17 protein-coding genes and 2 pseudogenes are annotated in these 19513 nt (G+C 41.6%); 7 read left to right on the top strand and 12 right to left on the bottom strand.

Features of this window, described 5'->3' with window-relative positions:
* Positions 1-180 precede the first annotated feature (180 nt).
* Together V7L29_RS30200 and V7L29_RS30205 are read left to right on the top strand one after the other, a co-directional pair.
* Positions 181-531: pseudogene (locus tag V7L29_RS30200) on the top strand (Uma2 family endonuclease); the annotation flags it as partial.
* Between the two features lie 55 nt (positions 532-586).
* Positions 587-1069 carry a cupin domain-containing protein gene (locus V7L29_RS30205; RefSeq protein WP_334693594.1) on the top strand — a complete coding sequence of 161 codons (483 nt, stop codon included), beginning with the start codon at positions 587-589 and terminating at the stop codon, positions 1067-1069.
* Between the two features lie 140 nt (positions 1070-1209).
* On the opposite strand, the gene V7L29_RS30210 is transcribed toward V7L29_RS30205, so the two are convergent.
* The 4 genes from V7L29_RS30210 to V7L29_RS30225 all read right to left on the bottom strand — a co-directional run bounded on the left by V7L29_RS30210 (position 1210) and on the right by V7L29_RS30225 (position 6311).
* A complete protein-coding gene (locus tag V7L29_RS30210) occupies positions 1210-1545 on the bottom strand; it encodes a XisI protein (protein WP_334737812.1) in 336 nt (111 codons plus the stop codon).
* A 251-nt stretch (positions 1546-1796) separates the two neighbouring features.
* The gene (locus V7L29_RS30215) at positions 1797-3125 is read right to left on the bottom strand and encodes an ATP-binding protein (protein ID WP_334737813.1); all 1329 of its coding nucleotides are present in this window, start codon (positions 3123-3125) and stop codon (positions 1797-1799) included.
* Positions 3126-3217: 92 nt separating this feature from the next.
* The gene (locus V7L29_RS30220) at positions 3218-4555 is read right to left on the bottom strand and encodes a tellurite resistance TerB C-terminal domain-containing protein (RefSeq protein ID WP_334737814.1); all 1338 of its coding nucleotides are present in this window, start codon (positions 4553-4555) and stop codon (positions 3218-3220) included.
* A gap of 406 nt (positions 4556-4961) precedes the next feature.
* Positions 4962-6311, bottom strand: a complete 1350-nt coding sequence (locus tag V7L29_RS30225; protein ID WP_334737815.1) for an ATP-binding protein — start codon at positions 6309-6311, stop codon at positions 4962-4964.
* An 87-nt stretch (positions 6312-6398) separates the two neighbouring features.
* Here V7L29_RS30225 and V7L29_RS30230 point away from each other — a divergent pair, with 87 nt between their 5' ends.
* Positions 6399-6719, top strand: a complete 321-nt coding sequence (locus tag V7L29_RS30230; protein ID WP_334737816.1) for a TMEM14 family protein — start codon at positions 6399-6401, stop codon at positions 6717-6719.
* A gap of 209 nt (positions 6720-6928) precedes the next feature.
* Here V7L29_RS30230 and V7L29_RS30235 read toward each other — a convergent pair whose 3' ends face one another.
* The 3 genes from V7L29_RS30235 to V7L29_RS30245 all read right to left on the bottom strand — a co-directional run bounded on the left by V7L29_RS30235 (position 6929) and on the right by V7L29_RS30245 (position 9632).
* On the bottom strand, positions 6929-7147 hold the full coding sequence (locus tag V7L29_RS30235) for a hypothetical protein (protein WP_334737817.1): 219 nt from the start codon (positions 7145-7147) through the stop codon (positions 6929-6931).
* Positions 7148-7342: 195 nt separating this feature from the next.
* Positions 7343-8224, bottom strand: coding sequence for a fructosamine kinase family protein (locus tag V7L29_RS30240; RefSeq protein ID WP_334737818.1), 882 nt, complete (start codon positions 8222-8224; stop codon positions 7343-7345).
* 127 nt (positions 8225-8351) lie between these two features.
* A complete protein-coding gene (locus tag V7L29_RS30245; protein ID WP_334737819.1) occupies positions 8352-9632 on the bottom strand; it encodes a M16 family metallopeptidase in 1281 nt (426 codons plus the stop codon).
* 580 nt (positions 9633-10212) lie between these two features.
* Here V7L29_RS30245 and V7L29_RS30250 point away from each other — a divergent pair.
* Positions 10213-10398, top strand: a complete 186-nt coding sequence (locus V7L29_RS30250; protein ID WP_334737820.1) for a hypothetical protein — start codon at positions 10213-10215, stop codon at positions 10396-10398.
* Between the two features lie 467 nt (positions 10399-10865).
* Positions 10866-11402 carry a hypothetical protein gene (locus V7L29_RS30255; protein ID WP_334737821.1) on the top strand — a complete coding sequence of 179 codons (537 nt, stop codon included), beginning with the start codon at positions 10866-10868 and terminating at the stop codon, positions 11400-11402.
* A 417-nt stretch (positions 11403-11819) separates the two neighbouring features.
* Here V7L29_RS30255 and V7L29_RS30260 read toward each other — a convergent pair whose 3' ends face one another.
* Positions 11820-13889 (bottom strand): YfbK domain-containing protein, encoded by a 2070-nt coding sequence (locus V7L29_RS30260; RefSeq protein WP_334737822.1) that lies wholly within the window; start codon positions 13887-13889, stop codon positions 11820-11822.
* A gap of 563 nt (positions 13890-14452) precedes the next feature.
* A pseudogene (locus V7L29_RS30265) lies at positions 14453-14560 on the bottom strand (TIGR03792 family protein); the annotation flags it as partial.
* A gap of 135 nt (positions 14561-14695) precedes the next feature.
* Here V7L29_RS30265 and V7L29_RS30270 point away from each other — a divergent pair.
* Positions 14696-15019, top strand: a complete 324-nt coding sequence (locus tag V7L29_RS30270; protein ID WP_273769398.1) for a phasin family protein — start codon at positions 14696-14698, stop codon at positions 15017-15019.
* 78 nt (positions 15020-15097) lie between these two features.
* A complete protein-coding gene (locus V7L29_RS30275; protein ID WP_334737823.1) occupies positions 15098-15625 on the top strand; it encodes an FKBP-type peptidyl-prolyl cis-trans isomerase in 528 nt (175 codons plus the stop codon).
* A gap of 81 nt (positions 15626-15706) precedes the next feature.
* On the opposite strand, the gene dnaB is transcribed toward V7L29_RS30275, so the two are convergent.
* From dnaB to gloB, 3 genes are all read right to left on the bottom strand, one after another.
* Positions 15707-17104 (bottom strand): replicative DNA helicase, encoded by a 1398-nt coding sequence (gene dnaB / locus V7L29_RS30280; RefSeq protein WP_334737824.1) that lies wholly within the window; start codon positions 17102-17104, stop codon positions 15707-15709.
* Between the two features lie 152 nt (positions 17105-17256).
* Complete coding sequence (gene rplI / locus V7L29_RS30285; RefSeq protein ID WP_334693629.1) at positions 17257-17715, bottom strand: 50S ribosomal protein L9; 459 nt, start codon at positions 17713-17715, stop codon at positions 17257-17259.
* Between the two features lie 519 nt (positions 17716-18234).
* Positions 18235-19008 (bottom strand): hydroxyacylglutathione hydrolase, encoded by a 774-nt coding sequence (gene gloB / locus V7L29_RS30290; RefSeq protein WP_334737825.1) that lies wholly within the window; start codon positions 19006-19008, stop codon positions 18235-18237.
* Positions 19009-19513 lie beyond the last annotated feature (505 nt).

Genomic DNA, 19513 nt, shown 5'->3' on the forward strand with positions numbered 1-19513 from the left:
AAGTTGGGAGAAGGGGTTAGGGGATGAGGGCAAAACGTCCTCTCAAAGCAGATTTTTTCTTAAGTTGACACCAATGAGCATTGCTGTGCCCCTACCACGTAGTTTATTTACCTGAAAATAGCTGTAATCTCTGTTAGTGTACAAGTAAAAGTGGAATCATTGCCATTGAAAGGATGTCTGATGAATGCTGTGACACCTAAGCGATTTACCATCGCTGAATACCATCGATTGATTGAACTCGGATTTCTCACTGAGTCGAATCATATTGAATTGATTCGCAAAGAACTGATTCAAATGACAGCAAAGGGAATACCTCATACAGTTTGTGGTTCTATCCTATGCTGTCAATTGGATCGGCTTTTAGGTGATGTCTGGCGACAAGCCGCTTCGCGTCTACAAGCAGTCATCCGTAGACAAGATCCTATCACTCTTCCCAATCAGAGTGAGCCTGAGCCAGATGTCGTTATTGCACGAGGAAGAGATGAAGATTATCTTGCTCATCATCCCTATCCTGAAGATATTTTGTTGGTTAACTAAAGACAAAATGATTTAATTAAAGGTATTGCCCAAACAAAAAACTTTTAATATGAGAAAACTGTCTCTGATTCTCCCCTTAGCTATCCTGGCTTTTGGCAGTGTAGTTGTTAAAAGCCAAGAAATCTCCTCACCCAATGCTTACACTAAATCTGTTAATCGTGAAGTTTTAGCGAGTGGTTATCCTACTCAAGATCAAAAGCAGATTCTTGAGCTTGTACGCTATACCATCGCACCAAGAACAAAACTCCCTACTCATACTCATCCGGGAATGCAGATTGCACAACTAGAGGCGGGAACTTTAACTTTTACTGTTTTAGAAGGAAAAGCTAAAGTAACGAAAGCTAACGGCACAGAATTGATTCTTCAAAAAGGGAAAACTATGCAGCTTACAGTTGGAGATTCTTTAGTTGAATATCCCGGAATAGTTCATTATGGAGAAAACCAAACAAACGAGCCGATTATTCTGTTGGCTGCTTCTCTATTTAATGCTAATCAACCAAAAGCTATTTTAATCAATCCTCAAAACAGATGAATTTGATGAGAGATTTCGACTTTTGTCAGAGGTTGACTCATTAGTATTTTAAATAGCATTATACAGATGACGATATGAGTCGCCATTACCTCGCCCCAGGCATTGCCCCCGTGATCGGATACGATTGAACTTGGTTAACCCTACCCCATACCATACCCTGTATATTCTCTGGCATAGATAGGCTGCAAGCCCAATACAATATCTTGTTTTAGTACACCCATTGCTACCAATTTATCAGCAATCAACTGATCAGTTTGGTTACGTTGAATCCAAACTTTATGGTTCTTAATGTCCAAATGCATGACGCAATTATAAATGCGGTAATGTTTATCCCATCCCAAATCAACAATTTGATAATGGTCGTGTTCTGCATCAAAAATTATTTGCGTCTCAATTTCGCCGTTTATCGATCTAACATCGCCGTATTCAGTCAATAGTTTTTGAATACACTGACGATAAAATGCTAGTTTATCCATTTAACTATCACCTCATCCACTGGATCATATACAATCAACTTTATTTGATATTGCTGCACTGATGCTTGGGGTAAATCACGTTAAAAAACGATTCATAAGCGGCAATTGGCACTGCTAGGTTGAGCTAGATTCACCCAATAACAAAGGATTTGCACTCGTACAAATATTAATTTAATTATATTTATAATAATTCTTTTATTTATCCCCTGAACTTAGCGATTGGCTGGCCTTACCAATTACTAGAGAGTAAATCACAAACTAAATTCTGCTGCATTATCCTCATCCACATCTGCATCCTTACCCATAGAAGTAGGTTTAAATTTAGAGCCATGAATTAATTCACCAAACGCAATTCCTGGATTTTGGTGAAGAACATTCAGCACACTCATAAAATCTCGGACAATTTCCCCTGGTGTCAATAATGCTTCTGCACCTAAGCGATTAACAATTTCTTGGACAAACTCTTTTAACTCACGATTTGTCAAAGTCTGTTGATAGCCAAAATTGAGCGCATGAATTTCAGCTAAACGTTGCAAAAGTGTCAAAATCTCTGCTTCACTCAACGGACTTAGCCTAATCACTGGCCCTAAATGTTCCTGAACATCAGCTTGTATAACAAAACGACTTTCTTTTGTACGTCTTTGCCAAGCTTGGTCTGCAAAAAGTCCCCGTTTAGGGTCTTCTAAAAATTTAGTTGTTCCACCAACGACAATACCAAGATGTTCTGCTTTACATTGCATGGTGTCGTTAAACATTGCAAGGAGTCGATTATAATTCTTTTCTCGCGTGATTGTAGTCGATATTTGATATAAATGTACGGCTTCATCAACTAAAATTAACAGTCCTTTATAGCCAATTTCAGCTACAAACTTAGCAAATAGTTTGATATAGTCATACCAACTATCATCATCAATAATGACACGCACTCCTAAAGCTGCTTTCGCCTCAACTTTAGTAGTAAATTCTCCACGTAACCAGCGCATTGCCACATTTTTTAAATTATCATCATCCAATCGGTAGCCACGCCAATAAGCGATAATAACGCTACCAAAATCAAAACCGTGAACTAAGTCTTCAATATACTGAACTACTTCCCTAATTTTTGATTCAACTTGGTCATCAAAACCATCGTCATTCGGACGCATTTGAGTTTCTTTAACCACTTCTTGTTGAATTTTATTAATCCACCCTTCTAAAATCGAAACTAAAGCACCACCATCAGGACGAGTTTTTGTAGCTAGGTGGCTCATTAATTCTCGATAGGTAGCTACACCTTCATTGTTGCTTCCTGCTAATCGACGTTCAGGGGATAAATCAGCATCAGCTACTACAAAACCTTGCTCCATCGCTCGGTTGCGAATTAGTTGCAGTAAAAAACTTTTCCCCGAACCGTAGTTACCAATTATGAAACGAAATGCTGCTACACCTTCTGCAATATCATCAAGATTTTGTAATAGGCTTTTTAGTTCTTTTTCTCGACCTACTGCTATATATTCAACTCCCATTCTTGGTACTACTCCCGCAGTAAGGGAATTGATTAAAGCAGTGGAGATTTTTTTCGAGATTTTGAGCTTTGCCATGTATTACACTTCACTTTATTTTAAACGCAAAAGCACTCAGTAAGTAAGGCACATATTCACCTTACTACTAATCTGACGACGGCAATAATAATTTAATTTGACGAAGCATGTCTAGCCATGAGGGCTTCATACATTGCAATCATTTTTTTGACATGCGTCATATGCTCCTGATAAACTTCTGGACTTTCCGAATCTGTATTAATTATTAATTCACCAATAGTATCATTTGCCCGTTCATTTATAGAATCAATTAAGAGATTCGGCATAGTGATGTTTGCTTCGGCAATTTTTTTAATAGCAACCTTAGGATTATCTTGTTCAACTATAGCTTTTAATACTTGTAGTTCAGATACTGGTATGTTTTCTAAAAGATTAGTCCATTCTTCGGGTAGATTCTCTGATGTATCAACATCCGAATTCTCTATATTTGCAGAATTTTCAATTATTTCCGAAAAAGGAAATAATTCAATATTATCTTCTTGGGAATTATCAGACAAAAATTCGGGATTGAATGTTTCTATTTGTTGGAGTAATTCCCATACTTGATTTTGTAATGAGTCTCGTTCTTCTTGCAATAATGAGACTTGCCCTTGTAACTGCTGAAATTCAGCTTTTTGTTCTATTAGTTTGGTTTGTGAATAATTTAGGATGTCTTGGATATTTTCTATTTCAGTTTTTGTCACTACAAGCAATTGATTTTTTTGGTTTGTCTCAACTTCTAGCTCTTGAATTGCAATTCGCAGTTCGTATAATTTTTCTTCTAATTGGGGTTTGAGTCTGCCTAAAAGAGTTAAATTGCTTTCAATTTCTTGTTTCTCCTGTTGGAGTTTGGAAATTTGACTTTGCATCTGGGTGATTTCAGTACGAGATACATTACAATTCGACTCTAGACGGCGCTTTTCTGCTGTGAGTACAGAAAAAGCATTGTTCAATTCTGCTTGATTTTTCTGCAAGTTATTAATTTCAGTTTGCAGGCTACTGATTTCGGTTTCTAACTGCTTTTTATGCCCAGCAAATGTTCTTAATTCTCGATGTAGACTATCCCTTTGGTTACGGCTTTCTGTTACTTGATTTTGCAGTTTTTGTGACTCAGCATATAATAAATTATGATGTTCTTCGATTTGACTGATTTCTTTGACAACACGAGCCTTCAATCCCTCCATATCTTTAATTCGCCTGCGGAGAGAACCTAAAATAAACATTTCATAATTTCGGCGTCGCTTATCTACAAATAATGCTGCTGCATAGATAGTAACGGCAGTAATTATACCTGTGATAAAGGCTTTATTAAAATCCCAGTTTGGGACAAGGCTAAGACCAAAACTCACACTAAAGGCAACTATGCCTAAGATAAATCGATTGCTGATCATTACTGATTGCATATTGCTGGTTTTCAACCTAGTTAAATTATCAGAATAAGTAGTTCTCATAGTAATTCGTAATTCGTAATGGGCTATGCCCCGCTACGCTAACGTAATTTGTAATTAGAACACACAGAAAACAAAACTTCAGAAAAAATAATTTCAATCTGTTGTTCTGTCTGGTGAAACAAGACATTTTTTGCAAATTTTCTCTCATAGACTTTCTGAAATCTCTAGTTTTAGTTACTGATGTATAACATTGCTCTGTAAGTAACAAATAAGTGCAATGCTCAATGAATTAATTTTAACTAATTTTGGGGGTTTAAGTCCCCCATAACTAATAAGCGACAAGTTTTGTAGTAGGGTATAAATATCCTTTATAAAACTTAATTACGAATTACTTAGCTTGCTTCTCGCCGTTCGCGTAGCGTCTCGTAGAAAAGGCGAGTATTACGAATTGGAAATTATTTTAATGCTAGGTGTTGGATGTATTGTTATTTGCATGAAAAAGTGTTAAATCTGCTTTTAAAAAATCAACAAACTGCCGTGCTGTACGTCCAGAACGACCATTATGGCGAGTTGCCCACTGTAATGCTTGAAATTCCAAATCTTCTTGGGTAATATTAATTTCAGCTTGTGCGGCTAGATGTTGTATAATCTTTAAATAAGTTTTCTGATTAGCTGGTTCAAAGGTCAAGGTTAAACCAAAGCGATCGCTAAACGAAAGCTTCTCCTGCATCGTATCCCAGGCATGGATTTCCTCGTTATCCTTAGGTGCAGGTCTATCCACAAAAAACTCCCGAATTAAGTGGCGGCGATTGGAAGTAGCGTAAACAACTACATTTTGAGGTCGCGCGGTTAAATTACCTTCTAAAACTACCTTCAGGGCTTTAAAGGCATCATCATCTTCTTCAAAAGAAAGATCATCGACAAAGATGATAAATTTTTGTGACACTCCCCGTAAATGTTCCACAATTTCTGGTAGGTCTTTTAAGTCAGATTTTGACACTTCCAACAAGCGGAGGTTGCGATGGCTATATTCATTCAACAAAGATTTCACCAAAGAAGATTTGCCAGAACCGCGACTCCCGTAAAGTAATACATGCAGTGCCATCTCTCCTGCTAATAAAAACTCTGTATTTTTTAGCAAAGCATCTCTTTGAGACTCGTAACCTACAAGCGCACTCAGCTTAATTGGGTCGGAATACCGAATCCCGATAAACTGTCCAGCCTGCCAGCGGAAAGCGCGATATTCTGCAAATAAACCAGAGCCACATTGCCGATAATAAGTCGCTAGTTCTTCTACAGCATCACCCCAATTATCTAACTCTTGTAGATATGTAGTGAACTTTGTCTCTACTCCTACCAATTCTTGCTCTTTATACCACACTACTGGCGAAATCGGCAGATGAGCTACGCCTTGTATCCACTCACTCAAAAAAGCGCTGCTACATTTATAGAGACTTTGTAATATTTGTAAATCATGGTGAACTGCTGCTATTAAAGCCGGGGGCAAATCTTCAAATTCTCGCGCTTGGGCAAGCCTTGTAAAGGGATTCTCACAGAAGAGAATTTGAGTAATTAAATAATCTTCCCAGTTTTGATTTTTAGCAGCTAAAACGTGGAAGTAACTGCCGTAAGCTTGGAGGCAACCCCGTGCATCGGCGTCAGTGTAACGTATAGCTTGCAACAGTTCCAGAAATGCCATCCCCACTTCGCCTTGCAGAACAGATTGGTACAGTAAAAGTGACGCTGCTTGGCGCTGGAGATATTGAATTTTTGTATATGAGGAAGTACTTGCCATTGGCATTCCTTGATTATCCATCAATCAATTGTGTGGTATAGCTAAATAATTATGGTAAATTGTCTGCTGACCCTGGCAGTAAAGTCAAAGTCTACATAGGTTTTAACAATGAATTTAGATATCGTTGCTGCTTTTACCTACGGTATATTAGCGTTTGTTGGTGGCATTATTGGCTACATTCAGGCTAAAAGTTTGGTTTCACTCCTAAGTGGTAGCATCAGCGGTTTATTACTAATATTTGCCGCTTACTTTCAACTCCAAGGGCAAACCTGGGGTTCGATTTTAGCAATGTTAGTTACTGCTGTTTTAGTAATTTTCTTTGCATTTAGACTTGTGAAAACACGCAAGTTTATGCCTGCGGGATTAATGACAATTTTGGGTATCTTGGCATTGGGGGTAATGGTAAATCAAATTGTGGCTTTAAGGTAGCATTAGTCTCCAAGCCATAACCCAATACGCTTGGGTTAAGAGCAGGACTTACCCGAAAATTAAGAAAAACGTAGACGCGGAGCGGCTTGCCGCAGGCTACCACAAAGGGGAGGCAGCGCGGTCTTCTCCCAAAGGGAGACGCCAAAGGCGATGGGGGTCTCCCCCATGAGGGACTGCCGTCGCAAAGGACACATAGACGCAACAGCGGCTTAAGGCAGGGTAGGAATAAGAGTTCCAGAGAGTTTTTCCGTAAGTCCTGAAAGGTTTTTGGCGCTAACTGAACCGTATTGAGCCATAACCACCCTGCTGTTTTTTGTCACGCTATTAAGGCGTTCTCTAGAGTCAGGGAGGTGATGATTTGCAGCAGTGAATCGACTAATCGGGTGTTCCTGTGTTTCTGCAATCGTGTACTTAGTAAAGTTTTGCATAAAAGCGTAGCATTTTTAATGCAGGAGAACGCATTAACATTCTCAGGGAACGCATTGGCATTGCATTAAAATGCATTAACAAGGCAAGCCGACGCATTAACAAGGCAGCTTACGCATTAACAAAGCAAGCCGACGCATTGGCATTGCAGGGTATTGCATTTCATTAATTCGCTACGAATTAATGAAATGCTGTACTTAGCGCAAAATCTGGTCAATCATCCGGTTTGCCTGGGAACCATAACCGCCCCCAAATAAATTGAAGTGATTCAAAATGTGATAAAGGTTATAGAGGGTTTTTCTCTGCTCATAGCCTGGATCTAAAGGAAAGACTTCGTTATAACCTTTGTAAAACGCTGCGGGGAATCCACCAAACAATTCTGTCATGGCAATATCAACTTCGCGATCGCCAAAATAAGTTGCTGGATCAAAAATCACGGGTTCTCCTGAGGCTGTACACCCAGCATTTCCGCCCCATAAATCGCCATGTACTAAAGAAGGTTGCACTTGGTGCGCCAATAGTTCCGGGATAGCTGCTAGTAATTTTTCTTGCTGAGGGAAATTTCCTCCCCGTCGCTTTGCCAGCTGAAATTGATAACCCAGGCGATGTTTAATATAAAATTCTACCCAGTCTGCTGTCCAAGTATTGATTTGGGGCGTTGAACCAATGGTATTGTTAATTTTCCAACCAAAACCTTCGCTACTGCTAGCTTTATGCATCGCCGCCAACTTGTGCCCCATCTCTTCCCATCGCGGAGCGTCTCGTAGAGAAGAATTGCTGTTACCGCTACCAAGTTCTAACCATTCCAGCACGATGTAGCTAGAATTCTCAGCTATACCCCAGGTTAGAGGTTTTGGGACGCGAATACTAGCTGTTGCTAACATTTCCTCTAAACCCAATGCCTCAGCCTCAAACATCGCAACTTGGGATGCAAGGTTTTGCTTGACGAAGTAGGTTATCTCACCATTGGAAACAGCATAACCTTGGTTGATGCAGCCGCCACCAACCGCTCGCCGTTGCTGACTCTGAAATTTTTCGCCAGTCACCTGGCTAATATGAGCATCGATTTGAGTCCACATGATTAAATTGGGGATGAGGGAGCAGAGAGCAGGGAGCAGGGAGTAGGGGAAAGAGGAGAAAGAAGTAATATTTAATTCTGCCCCTGCCCCTCTGCCTCTTCCAATGCCCAATGCCCAATTTTATAATTTACGGCTTGAGGACAACTACACCATAAGCATTTGGGGAAAGATACTCTTTGGCAGCTTGTATCAAGTCAGTTGCATCTTGGCTGTGAATATAATCTAGGTAGTTAAAGGCGGGTTCTAAATCTCCCACCAAAGACTGATAATAACCATACAACCCAGCGCGATCGCTTGGTGTTTCATTGCCAAAAACAAATCTGTTAGCTACTCGCCGCCGCACACGGGCAATTTCTGATTCTGTGACCAACTGGGTTTGTAGTTTATGAATGTGTTGAGCGATCGCATCCTCTACAACTGGTAAATTTTCCACTGCACATTTAGCTGAAATATAAAATGTCCCTTGCAGCTGATTGCTCATGTTGCTCACAGAAATTGAAGAAACCAATCCCCGTTCTTCTCGTAAATCCCTCACTAGTCTTGATGTCCGTCCGTGTCCCAAAATTCCTGCTAAAATATCCAGTCCATATGTGCGAGCTAACTGGGTCATTCCTGGAACCCGCCAAAGCATCACTAGCCTTGCTTGCTGAAGACTTTCATCTCTAAATTCTTGACGGACAATTTCTGTAAATGGTGACTCAGGATTTAATATTGTATACTGACCACTTACCGCTCCAAGCTGACCGTTATTAGCTTTTGTAAATCCTTCAGCAACGGTTGCAATTAATTCTTTCACAGGCAAATTGCCCACAGCTACAGCAGTAATTGACTGGGGTTGATACCAATTAGCGTGAAAATCCCGCATCTGCTGGGGTTTAAGTTCGGCAATCACCGATTCTGGCCCTAATACCGCACGGCGATAAGGTAGCTCAGTAAACGCTGTCTCCATCGCCCGTCGAAATGTCCGCCGCTGGGGATTATCTTCTGAACGCCTAATTTCTTCTAAAACTACTAATCGCTCACGTTCAAAAGCATCATCAGGAATACTAGCATTAGATACTACATCTATTTGTAGTGGAGCAAGCTCGGCAAAATCTTTGGGCGCAGTGGTTATATAGTAATGAGTATAGTCTTGGCTAGTAGCGGCATTGGTAACAGCACCCCGTTCTTCAATTAGACGTTCAAACTCGCCGCTAGCCAGTCGTTCTGTTCCCTTAAAAATCATGTGCTCTAAAAAGTGAGCCATGCCGTTAATGGCATCAGATTCTACCGCTGAACCAATTTTAATCCATATGTTGAGGTTTACAGCTTCAACTGGCATCTGTTCCGCTATGATTGTCAAACCATTGGGCAACTGATGCAAGGTTGGGGTATTAAGACGAGGAAATTTCCGCAGGGTTGAAGTCATTGCTACTTGTGTGAGGAACTGTGTTACTCCTTTATCTTATCTGTCACCGAAAATCATAAAGCGCAAGCCCCTGCTTTTAAGCAGCGATCGCTAGTTTACCCAGTGCGCCAAAGTTGTTTGATGAGTGTAGCAATATACTGTAGGCGCACACGCTGTCATGCATGTCAACTTAGTACAGTTTTGCATATAAGCGTAACGTTTTTAATGCAGGGGAACGCATTGGCATTGTAAACTGACGCATTAACATTGTAAACCCATGCATTGGCATTGTAGACCGACGCATTGGCATTGCAGGGTATACCTCGTTTACCTCGTTAAGAGTTTTCGACTCTTAATGCCCTTGATTGAGGCTCCGCCTCCCTTACTCGCGGCAGAGCCGCAATGAGCAGCATTTTCAGCCAGAGACTGGAAACGAGGAAATGACTAATGACAAATTAATAAGGGCATTGCATAATTGCGGGATGATTTTACTAGTTTTGTGGCATGGGCATCTTGCCACCTGTGCCAACTTAATAGAGCTACTTTTGGACTAAATTTTCCATAATAGCGTGATTTTTGTGACGACAGCTTGTTCATTTAGGTGACGGTACTTGAACTGGTAAAACTGGCGATCGCTTATTTTCGGTGTCTAATGTTTCAAGCCGCAACTATTGCGGGAATATCTTCGTTGCGCTTGGGATTTACTGTTATTCTCTCTAGTTTTCGACGTGCGATCGCTGATTTTCATCCCGGACAACAACGAGCAAATACCCTTTTTTTCTCCTAGCTAATCATTGAAATTTGGGAGCCAAAAATTCCTCCAAGACAGGGCAGAACTAACCCCAGACTCAAAAAAACCTCGCTGAAAGTTTTCGTGTAGAAAACCAATCTACAGAGGAATGGGAACTAAATTTCAACCGCTTTCCTACACCCCGCAAGGAAGGTTTCAGTTTTCTGCCCCATCTTGCCAGAAATTGCTGCTACCCGCTATTTCCAAATATTCAGCATTTAATCAAATCTTTATTTACTCTTTACTTATATTTACTCGGAAGATTCTCCAGCATTTCTCTCACTTAGATTTTTATTTATATAAAGAAAAATATCCGTTTACAAATGGTTTACACTAGCACTTATCAGCCTTGAATAACAGATGCTTATTCTCATCACCAAAATTTGATAGTTTGTCACTACAATCGGATAATTTATTGGGATAATTGAAAAGATAAGAATTTTACTTTCTGGCATTTGGCAATTATGAACCCTAACCTTAAAGATATATCTTCAAATCCGCCCCGTCGTCAAATTCTCAAAACTGCTCTTACCTTTGTGGCTGGCTTAACCACAACATCACTGGTATCTTTTTTGATTCCCAAATCCACAAAGCCAGCACAAGCAATTGTTGTGCAACGACCAAATGAGTTTGAACTTAAGGGCGAAGGTACTGACATCAAGTATTCAATTCTCAATGGAGTTTCACAGCTTGATTACAAAACTCAAAACATTTCCCTTCATTTCAGTGGTAATCAAATTCAGACATTAAATACTGATATTGGTACACTAGTCACGGTAATTATTAGCAAACCACCAAACCCTAACTTTGGAGGAAATATAGTCAGACTCAGCTTACTCATACCAATAATCAACTTAGTTATCGGAAATCAAGAAACTCCTGTCCAAACCGAAGCCATTTTAACTACTGAAAAAACATCAGGATTTATCCGTACTCCCCTGTTTGGACAATTACAGTCATATGAGACTCTTGTACTCAAGGGAACCGCTAGACACCTCTAGATACGGCAATTCAAGAGATATCGCTCCTTAAGAAAAACTGTTGTTGCCCTTAATAGCAGCCGACTCAATCATCAATATGTTCAACTTAGTTACAGTTAGCCGTCTCTCTAACAACTGACAAATACTGTAGTGGCTCTGTCCCATGACTGATTTGAGACACCCAATCTTTCAGATTTGGGTGTTTCTAATATCTATGTTTCACTTCGCTACACGGCAAGGTGCAGGGGAAAAAGCTCTTTTATAAATACAGTGGAGAGCGATCGCCAGGGGCACGCTATTCGCTCTTGCTCTTTTGGTGTGGGTTATGAATATCTCCAAGATATTACAACGCTTTTCAAGTAATTGAACTACACCACTCCCTACTCCCCGTCTCAGTTGTGGTCTAAATACCTGAAAATGCTATAAAACTAATTCAAATCATTTCTTGGTAATCAACCCCCTAGATTGCTCCACCAGGCGAATGAATTCACCCCGATAGCCCTCCTGGTCTTCCCCCTTCCCTTGAGTTGCCAATTTGATCACCAAATCATAGTTAGCATTCCCTTTATACTCAGAGTCACGCAGCACCATCCCAAAGGTAGCCACCGCCGCAGCAAATCTCAGGTTTGTGGAGGGTATCTGGTCGGCTCTCAAATCATCATCTTGGATGGTTTGGGTAATCAGTTGACTAGTGCTGTCCTGAGGCAATTTATAGCGTAGTTTCACCTGCATCAACTCATTACTGGCAGCATCCGGGGCAGTTTCACCAGAACGCTGATACCGCAAGGGGTCTACCTCTGGCAGTTTCACATCGCTTTTCGTGCCGATGGGAATTATTTCATAAAGTGCTGTGACAGAATGACCAGCCCCAATATCCCCTGCATCTTTCTTATCATCGTTGAAATCCTGGTTTTGCAGCAGGCGGTTTTCGTAGCCAATCAAGCGATATGCCTGAACTTTCGCCGGATTAAATTCCACCTGAATTTTCACATCCTTGGCAATGGTAAACAGAGTTCCCCTCAGATCATTAACTAAAACCTTTTTGGCTTCCAATAAGGTATCGATGTAAGCGTAGTTACCGTTACCCTTATCAGCCAGTTGCTCCATTTTTCCGTCCTTATAATTGCCGGTACCAAATCCCAACACCGTCAAGAAAATTCCCTGATCTCGCTTCTGTTCAATTAATCGCGTCAGGTCGGCATCACTGGAAACCCCGACGTTAAAGTCTCCATCGGTAGCTAAAATTACTCTGTTATTACCAGACTTGAGGAAGCTTTGTTTGGCTATCTTGTAAGCTAGTTCAATGCCCTGACCACCAGCAGTGGAGCCTCCAGCCTCCAAGCGGTCAATCGCCGCCAGAATTTTTGATTTCTGACTACCAGGAGTAGCAGGTAACACCAATCCAGCATTCCCAGCGTAGACTACCAAACTTACCCGGTCTTCAGGACGCAGTTTATTCACCAGCAATTTCAGGGACTGTTGTACCAAGGGTAATTTGTTGGGGTCATCCATAGAACCGGAGACATCAATCAGAAATACTAGGTTGCTAGGTGGTAAGGTTTCACTCTCTAGGCGTTTACCTTGCAAACCCACCTCTACCAGCTTGTGTTCAGGATTCCAGGGAGCAGCAGCAACTTCGGTGGTGACAGAAAAAGGGCGATCGCCTTTTGGTTGGGGATAACTGTAAGTAAAATAGTTGATCAGTTCCTCAATTCGCACTGCATCCTTGGGTGGTAATTCCCCTTGAGTAATAAATCGTCGCACGTTGCTGTAGGATGCTGTATCTACATCAATGGAAAAGGTGGAAAGGGGGTCATTACTGACGCGATGAAAGGGATTATCCTCAATCCGGTCGTAGTTTTCTGTATTGAATCTGCTACCTGTTTGTGGCTCTGGGGCAACTCTTCCAATACTGCTACCAGCTTGGAGTTCAGGAATATTCGCACGGTTAGCAACTTGAGGAAGAACAGATGAGTCAGACGGAATACTAAGGGGCGGGGCCGTGGGTAAGGGTTGAGTCTTTCGGGTAGACTCGGCTTGAGTACGTTCTCTGGTAGTCTGAGTAGGAGTGATGGGACTACGAGTTTCCAATTCATCTCTCGGACTTCTTAGGGTTGCTAACTCCGGTGCGAATTCAGACTGCAAGCGTTGCAGAGTTTTCATATCCGCTTGGGTAACTATCTTGGGGTCAGTCGCTATTAGCTCATTGCTCCGATTTAGACAGGCATTCAAGACTGCGGCAAATTCAGTCCGGGTTACAGGAAGTGTGCCAAAGTTTTGGACGGTGACAACACAACTATACTGTTGTACCAATGCCTGGAGTGCTTGGTAGTCTGGGTGATTGGGTAGAATCGAGGTTGTTGGGGTAGAACTGGAAGCAGTCTGATTGGCTGGAACCGCAACCATAACAGACTGACGTAAAATCGTAATTCCTGCTGACGGTATTAATAACAACAGTGTTACAATACTGACTCGCTGCCAAATTTTTAACTGAATCGGGTAAGACATGCTTAAATCCTGACACTAAATTTGTTCTGTTATATCTGAAGTTGCTACTTACCAAGAATAGTCTTGAGCAGCCTGGGATTTCATAACCGTTGCAGTTTTGGTAACTGTAACTTATACAACACTAACCATTGCCGTCTAGTATCAGGGTATATAACAGTATTTATTGGTATCGATTTAATAATCCGGGTCAAGCAATTACTCAGTCGCTCAACTCCAAAACACTCAACAGTTTTTCTGACAAAGCAGTTAAATAAGGGCGAGTTAGCTTTTCCAAGGACTGCAACTCCCTTTTTGACTGTCTCCAAAGAGTGAATCAGAATATATTTGCTTCAGGCGATCGCACAATTTATTGGTATGAAGTGGGACAATTAGACATCTCTGGAAAAGAATGTAGAGACGCGAGATTGGACTGGGCTTCTCTACGAGACGCTGCGCGAACGCCCCGCTGGCTAACGCGTCTCTACAAGGGTTTCGGTGAACGCTTACATTGCGTAGCCCGCCTTCTCTACGAGACCGGAGGCGAACGGCGTCGCTGCTCTCGGAGCTTAGGTTTGGTTAGCTTGAAATCTAGCATATTTAGCCAGCCCTGTTGTCCAAATTTGTGCGTCCTTCTGGATAAAATCTTCCCGTAAATCTGGGGCAACCTTAAACTTGAGGAGTTCTATAACCACACCCTTTGAACCCTGTGTTTCTTAATTTGCCAAAATAGAGTTGTAGGCTAGAATAACTACGCTTTTAGCATAGCTTGATTGCCTACACTCAGGAGCAAGGGTCGGCTGGTTTGAAATAAGTAAGAGGAAGGGAGTATGGACAACAACAACTGGTTGCAACAGCTAATGATGGTGGGTCTTGGCACAACGTCTTTAGTAGCAGAAAAACTGCGCCAAGTCAGCGATGATTTAGTTAAAGACGGTAAGCTCAATCCTGAGCAAGCCAAGGCGGTAATAGATGATATTGCCCAGCAGTTAAAGTCGGAACAGGGAAACTTCGATGTCCAAATGCAACGGCAAATGCGAAATATGATGCAGGATTTGGGGGTAGCTCGCCAGTCGGAAGTGGACGAACTACGAGGTAGAATTGACCGTTTAGAGCGTCAACTGCGCGATTTGGAAAATAAGCTTTGGCGTTAGGATGTCCTTTCTGATTTAAACTAATTGTGTCCTGTTGGTAATGTTTTTGCCAGGATACCTAAGTAAGGAGAACTGATTTTGAAACCAATTTTCCTCAGCGTGGCGTTCATGCTGGTGTGTGTTGTGCTGTTGATTGTGGGGCAAGTAGCCAGTAAACAGAATACTGCCATTGCTGCCCAGTTAACCCAAACGCTGCCAGTGCCCACAACTGTAACTGAAAACAATATCTTAATTGCGAGTAATACTATGTACGCTTCTGATGCTAATGCCGTAACTACTCCCTCTGGATTAAAGTATGTCGAATTAAAAGAGGGGACTGGGGCGACTCCTCAACCTGGACAAACGGTTGAAGTTCACTATGTCGGCACTCTAGAAAATGGTACTCAATTTGATAGTTCACGCGATCGCGGCCAACCCTTCAGCTTTAAAATCGGCGTTGGACAAGTAATCAAAGGTTGGGACGAAGGACTTAGCACAATGAAAGTAGGCGGTCGTCGTCAGTTAATCATCCCTCCAGAGTTAGGTTATGGCTCTCGTGGTGCTGGTGGTGTGATTCCGCCTAATGCAACTCTGCTGTTTGATGTGGAATTGCTGGGAATTAAATAGGGATTGGGGCATGGAGATAATTAACAATATTCCATGCTCCATACTCTATCAAACCATTTTCTTAATAATTACTTGGTCAACCTAAGTTCTTGAACCTGGTAAATAGTTATTACTCGAACCTGCTAAATAATTATTTTGTCCAGCATAATTCTTAAACTTTGTAAACAGTGGCTCGAATAAAACTTTAATAGTACCTGTTGGCCCATTGCGGTGTTTAGCTACAATTATTTCTGCAATCCCGCGATCGGGAGTATCGGGAGAGTAATATTCATCGCGGTACAACATTATTACTAAATCCGCGTCCTGTTCGATCGAACCCGATTCTCTCAAATCTGACAACATCGGGCGCTTGTTAGTGCGTGCTTCTACCCCTCGACTCAACTGAGATAAAGCAATAACTGGTACAGATAATTCACGCGCTAAACCTTTGAGTTGACGCGTAATTTTTGATAATTCTTGAACTCGATTATCGCCTGCTCCTTCCATCAATTGCAAGTAATCTATTACAATTAATCCTAATTCAGTTCCAAGTTCAGCTTGCAGTCTTCTTGCCTGACTACGCATTTGTGTAACTGTAATATTCGGTGTGTCATCAATATAAATTGGCATCTCAGAAAGGATACCAATAGCATGGCTTAAAGGTTCCCACTGTGTTTGGCTAAGGCGACCAGTCCGCAGATAACTACTTTCAATTTGCGCTTCGCTAGCTAATAGCCGTTGGGTCAGTTGCTCTTTTGACATTTCCAAGCTGAAAACAGCAACTGGTAATTTATAAGAAGCGGCAATATTATGAGCAATATTTAAACAAAAGGCCGTTTTTCCCATTGATGGCCGACCAGCGACAATAATCAAATCAGAACGTTGAAAGCCGCTAGTCATGGCATCTAAATCGTAAAATCCGCAGGGAATCCCAGGTAAGGCGATGCCTTGATTTCGATCCTCAATATCCTGAAAATTATTAATTAGAGTATCAGAAATGTGAACCAAACCCGATTGGGGACGCTCTTGAGTAACACCGAATACTTTCTGTTCTGCCTGATCTAAGACAATTGGTAATTCGGTTTCTGTCTCGTAACCAAGATGTACAATTTCATTGCCAGCTTTAATTAAGCGCCGCCGCAGGTATTTGTCCATCACTAACCCTGCTAAGGCGTCGATGTTTACAGCTGACACTGTGCGGTCTACTAGAGTTGCTAACTTATTTCTGCCACCAATGCGAGCAAGCATCTCATGGTCAGTCAGCCAACTTGTGACTGAGAGCAAGTCTGTGGCTTTACCTTGGGCGTGGAGCCGGAAAGCTGCTTGATAAATATCTTTGTGAGCGCTAATATAAAAAGCTTCTGGAAGGAGGCGATCGCTAACTCGACTAATCGCTTCTGGATCTAATAAAATACCCCCCAAAATCGCTTCTTCCGCCTCAATATTTTGTGGTGGGAGGCGATCGCTACCAGACAAGTGAAAACTCAGTTCTTCAGCCATAAACGATTTTAGTTTTGAGATGAAAGCTAGTTGGGAGTTAGGAGCAAAGCCGGAGACTCCGAAGCTCCGGTTAGGAGTTAAGAGTTGTTATTCACCTTTGCTTCCCCTGCTTTCCCTGCTCCCCCTCCTGTCTTTTGACTCCTTCTTTGCAGTTAGCTAGCGACGACTTGAATATCTACTTGCGCCGCTACTTCAGAATGCAGCTTAATTTCGGCTTGATAAGTACCAAGGTGGTTAATATCGGGGATGGTAATGCCACGCCGATCTACTTCTTGACCGGTGGCTGCTTTAATTGCATCTGCAACATCTTGGCTGGTAATAGTACCGAAAATTGCTTCGTTTTCACCAACTTGCTTGGCAATTGTCAAACTGCCAACTTTTTCTAAAGATTCTTTTTGCTCAAGAGCTTGCTGTCTAAGTTCTAATTGCCGTTGACGCTCTTGCTCGCGACGGCGTTCTACTTGCTTGAGAATACCAGGAGTGGCATGGGTTGCCAATTTTTGGGGAATCAGATAATTACGAGCATAGCCAGGAGCTACTTCCACTAAGTCGCCAGATTTTCCCAGCTTGCTGATATCCTGATTTAAAACTAACTGCACACGTTTCGCCATCGTTTTTCGTTTTTCCTGTAAAATCTGATTAATTTGGGTTTGGGCAGCATAGCTCACAATGTCAGTGCTGTATTCCAAGCTTCTTTGCCTATACCCTAAAGCTTACAGATCGTAGCGAAAGGAAGGGTGCGATCGCAACTATTAGCGCTAGAAAATTGAAGGAATGCGGGGAGTGGGGAGTGGAGAAGATGGACTTTTCTCCAATGACGCCACTTGCTTTAAGTCGGCAGAGCCGGACGCCAGTCGCTCATGGGGAGCCACTCCGTTGCGGGGGTTCCCCCCGGATACTGTTGGCGAAAGTGTTACAAAGGCATAAACAAAAGTATTACAATTAAAAGCCACAACCACAGATTGAAGGTTTGAGCTTACGTAATACTTTTATTTACAAATATGTAGTACATTCACCAACAGTATCCCCCCGTTGAAGGAAGTGGCGTGGAAATCCCCTTACAGCAGGCGCTAGCCTCTCCCTTTGGGAGAAGACCGCGCTGGCTCCCCAACGCAGTGGCTCCCCAATGCCTAAAAGTTATTTCTCATTTCCCGTATACGCGCAAAGGTTTGTACTGCATCGCTACTCTTAACAGTTAATTGTAATGATGGCTGATCCCAACGTAAAAAAGGATTGGTTCGCTTCTCCACTCCCAGCAGCGAGGGGATGCTAGCTTCTCCTCGACTACGGTAAGCCTTGACTTCATTGAAGCGCCTTTGTAAGTCGGCGTTGTCGCCATCCACAGTTAGGGCAAATTGCAGATTTTTTAAAGTGTATTCGTGGGCACACCAGACGCGTGTATCATCGGGTAGAGAGCGCAGTTTGCTTAAAGAGTCCAGCATTTGGGTCGGTGTTCCTTCAAACAAACGACCGCAACCGCCAGAAAATAGAGTATCGCCGCAAAATAAATCGCCTGTCTCACCAACTTTTTCGGGGGGAAAGTAGTAAACGATGTGAGCGCGGGTATGTCCGGGAACGAAGACAACTTCAGCTATGCGGTTTGCAAACTGGACGCGATCGCCTTGTTGCAAAAACACCTGCTGTCCGGGAATTCTACCACGATCCTCGGCTCCTCCATAAACTATCAGTTGGGAGAATTTCTGCATTAATTGCTTATTACCACCCACATGATCGTTATGGTGGTGTGTGTTGAAAATTGCTACCAACTCAGCTTTTAATTCTGCCAGTTTTTCTAATACTGGTTGAGACTCAGCTGGATCGACGACGGCGGCAATATTTTGTTTATGGTCGTGTAACAAGAATATGTAGTTGTCTGAGAGTGCTTCCAGACGGATTACCTGCATTACCTCTGCCTCCCTCACAACATATATGTTTGGTATTCAGTAATAATCTTAAGATTCATCGAGTAACAAGGCTACTTGCACAAGCTATATCAAGTATTTATACTTTATTCAGTATAACTATAATCTCTCATTAAGCATAATAAATACTACTATAGGACTCCTATTTGATTTTTGAACAACTAAGCTACCTAGAAGCTTGACATACAAAGCTTTCCTTGTCAGTATATTGAGTAAGATTTAAGTAAAATTTATATATCTCTCAATAAATACACTTAAGAAAAGCAAAAGTAATCTGAATTTATCAGTGAAATTTCTCTAGTAATAATCGGAAATCAAAAGTTACATTTATTTTATTATTTTTGAATCCGATATCTAAGTAAGTTTAAATTTATTATTTCATTAAAATGGATTATCAAAAATATATTTTTTTGAAAAAAGTTAATTAAAAGGATATTGTTTGAAATTTTAATTTCAGGTCAAATAAAAACTGACAAATCTTTGATTT

The organism is Nostoc sp., from assembly GCF_036916575.1.
Classification (GTDB): domain Bacteria; phylum Cyanobacteriota; class Cyanobacteriia; order Cyanobacteriales; family Nostocaceae; genus Nostoc.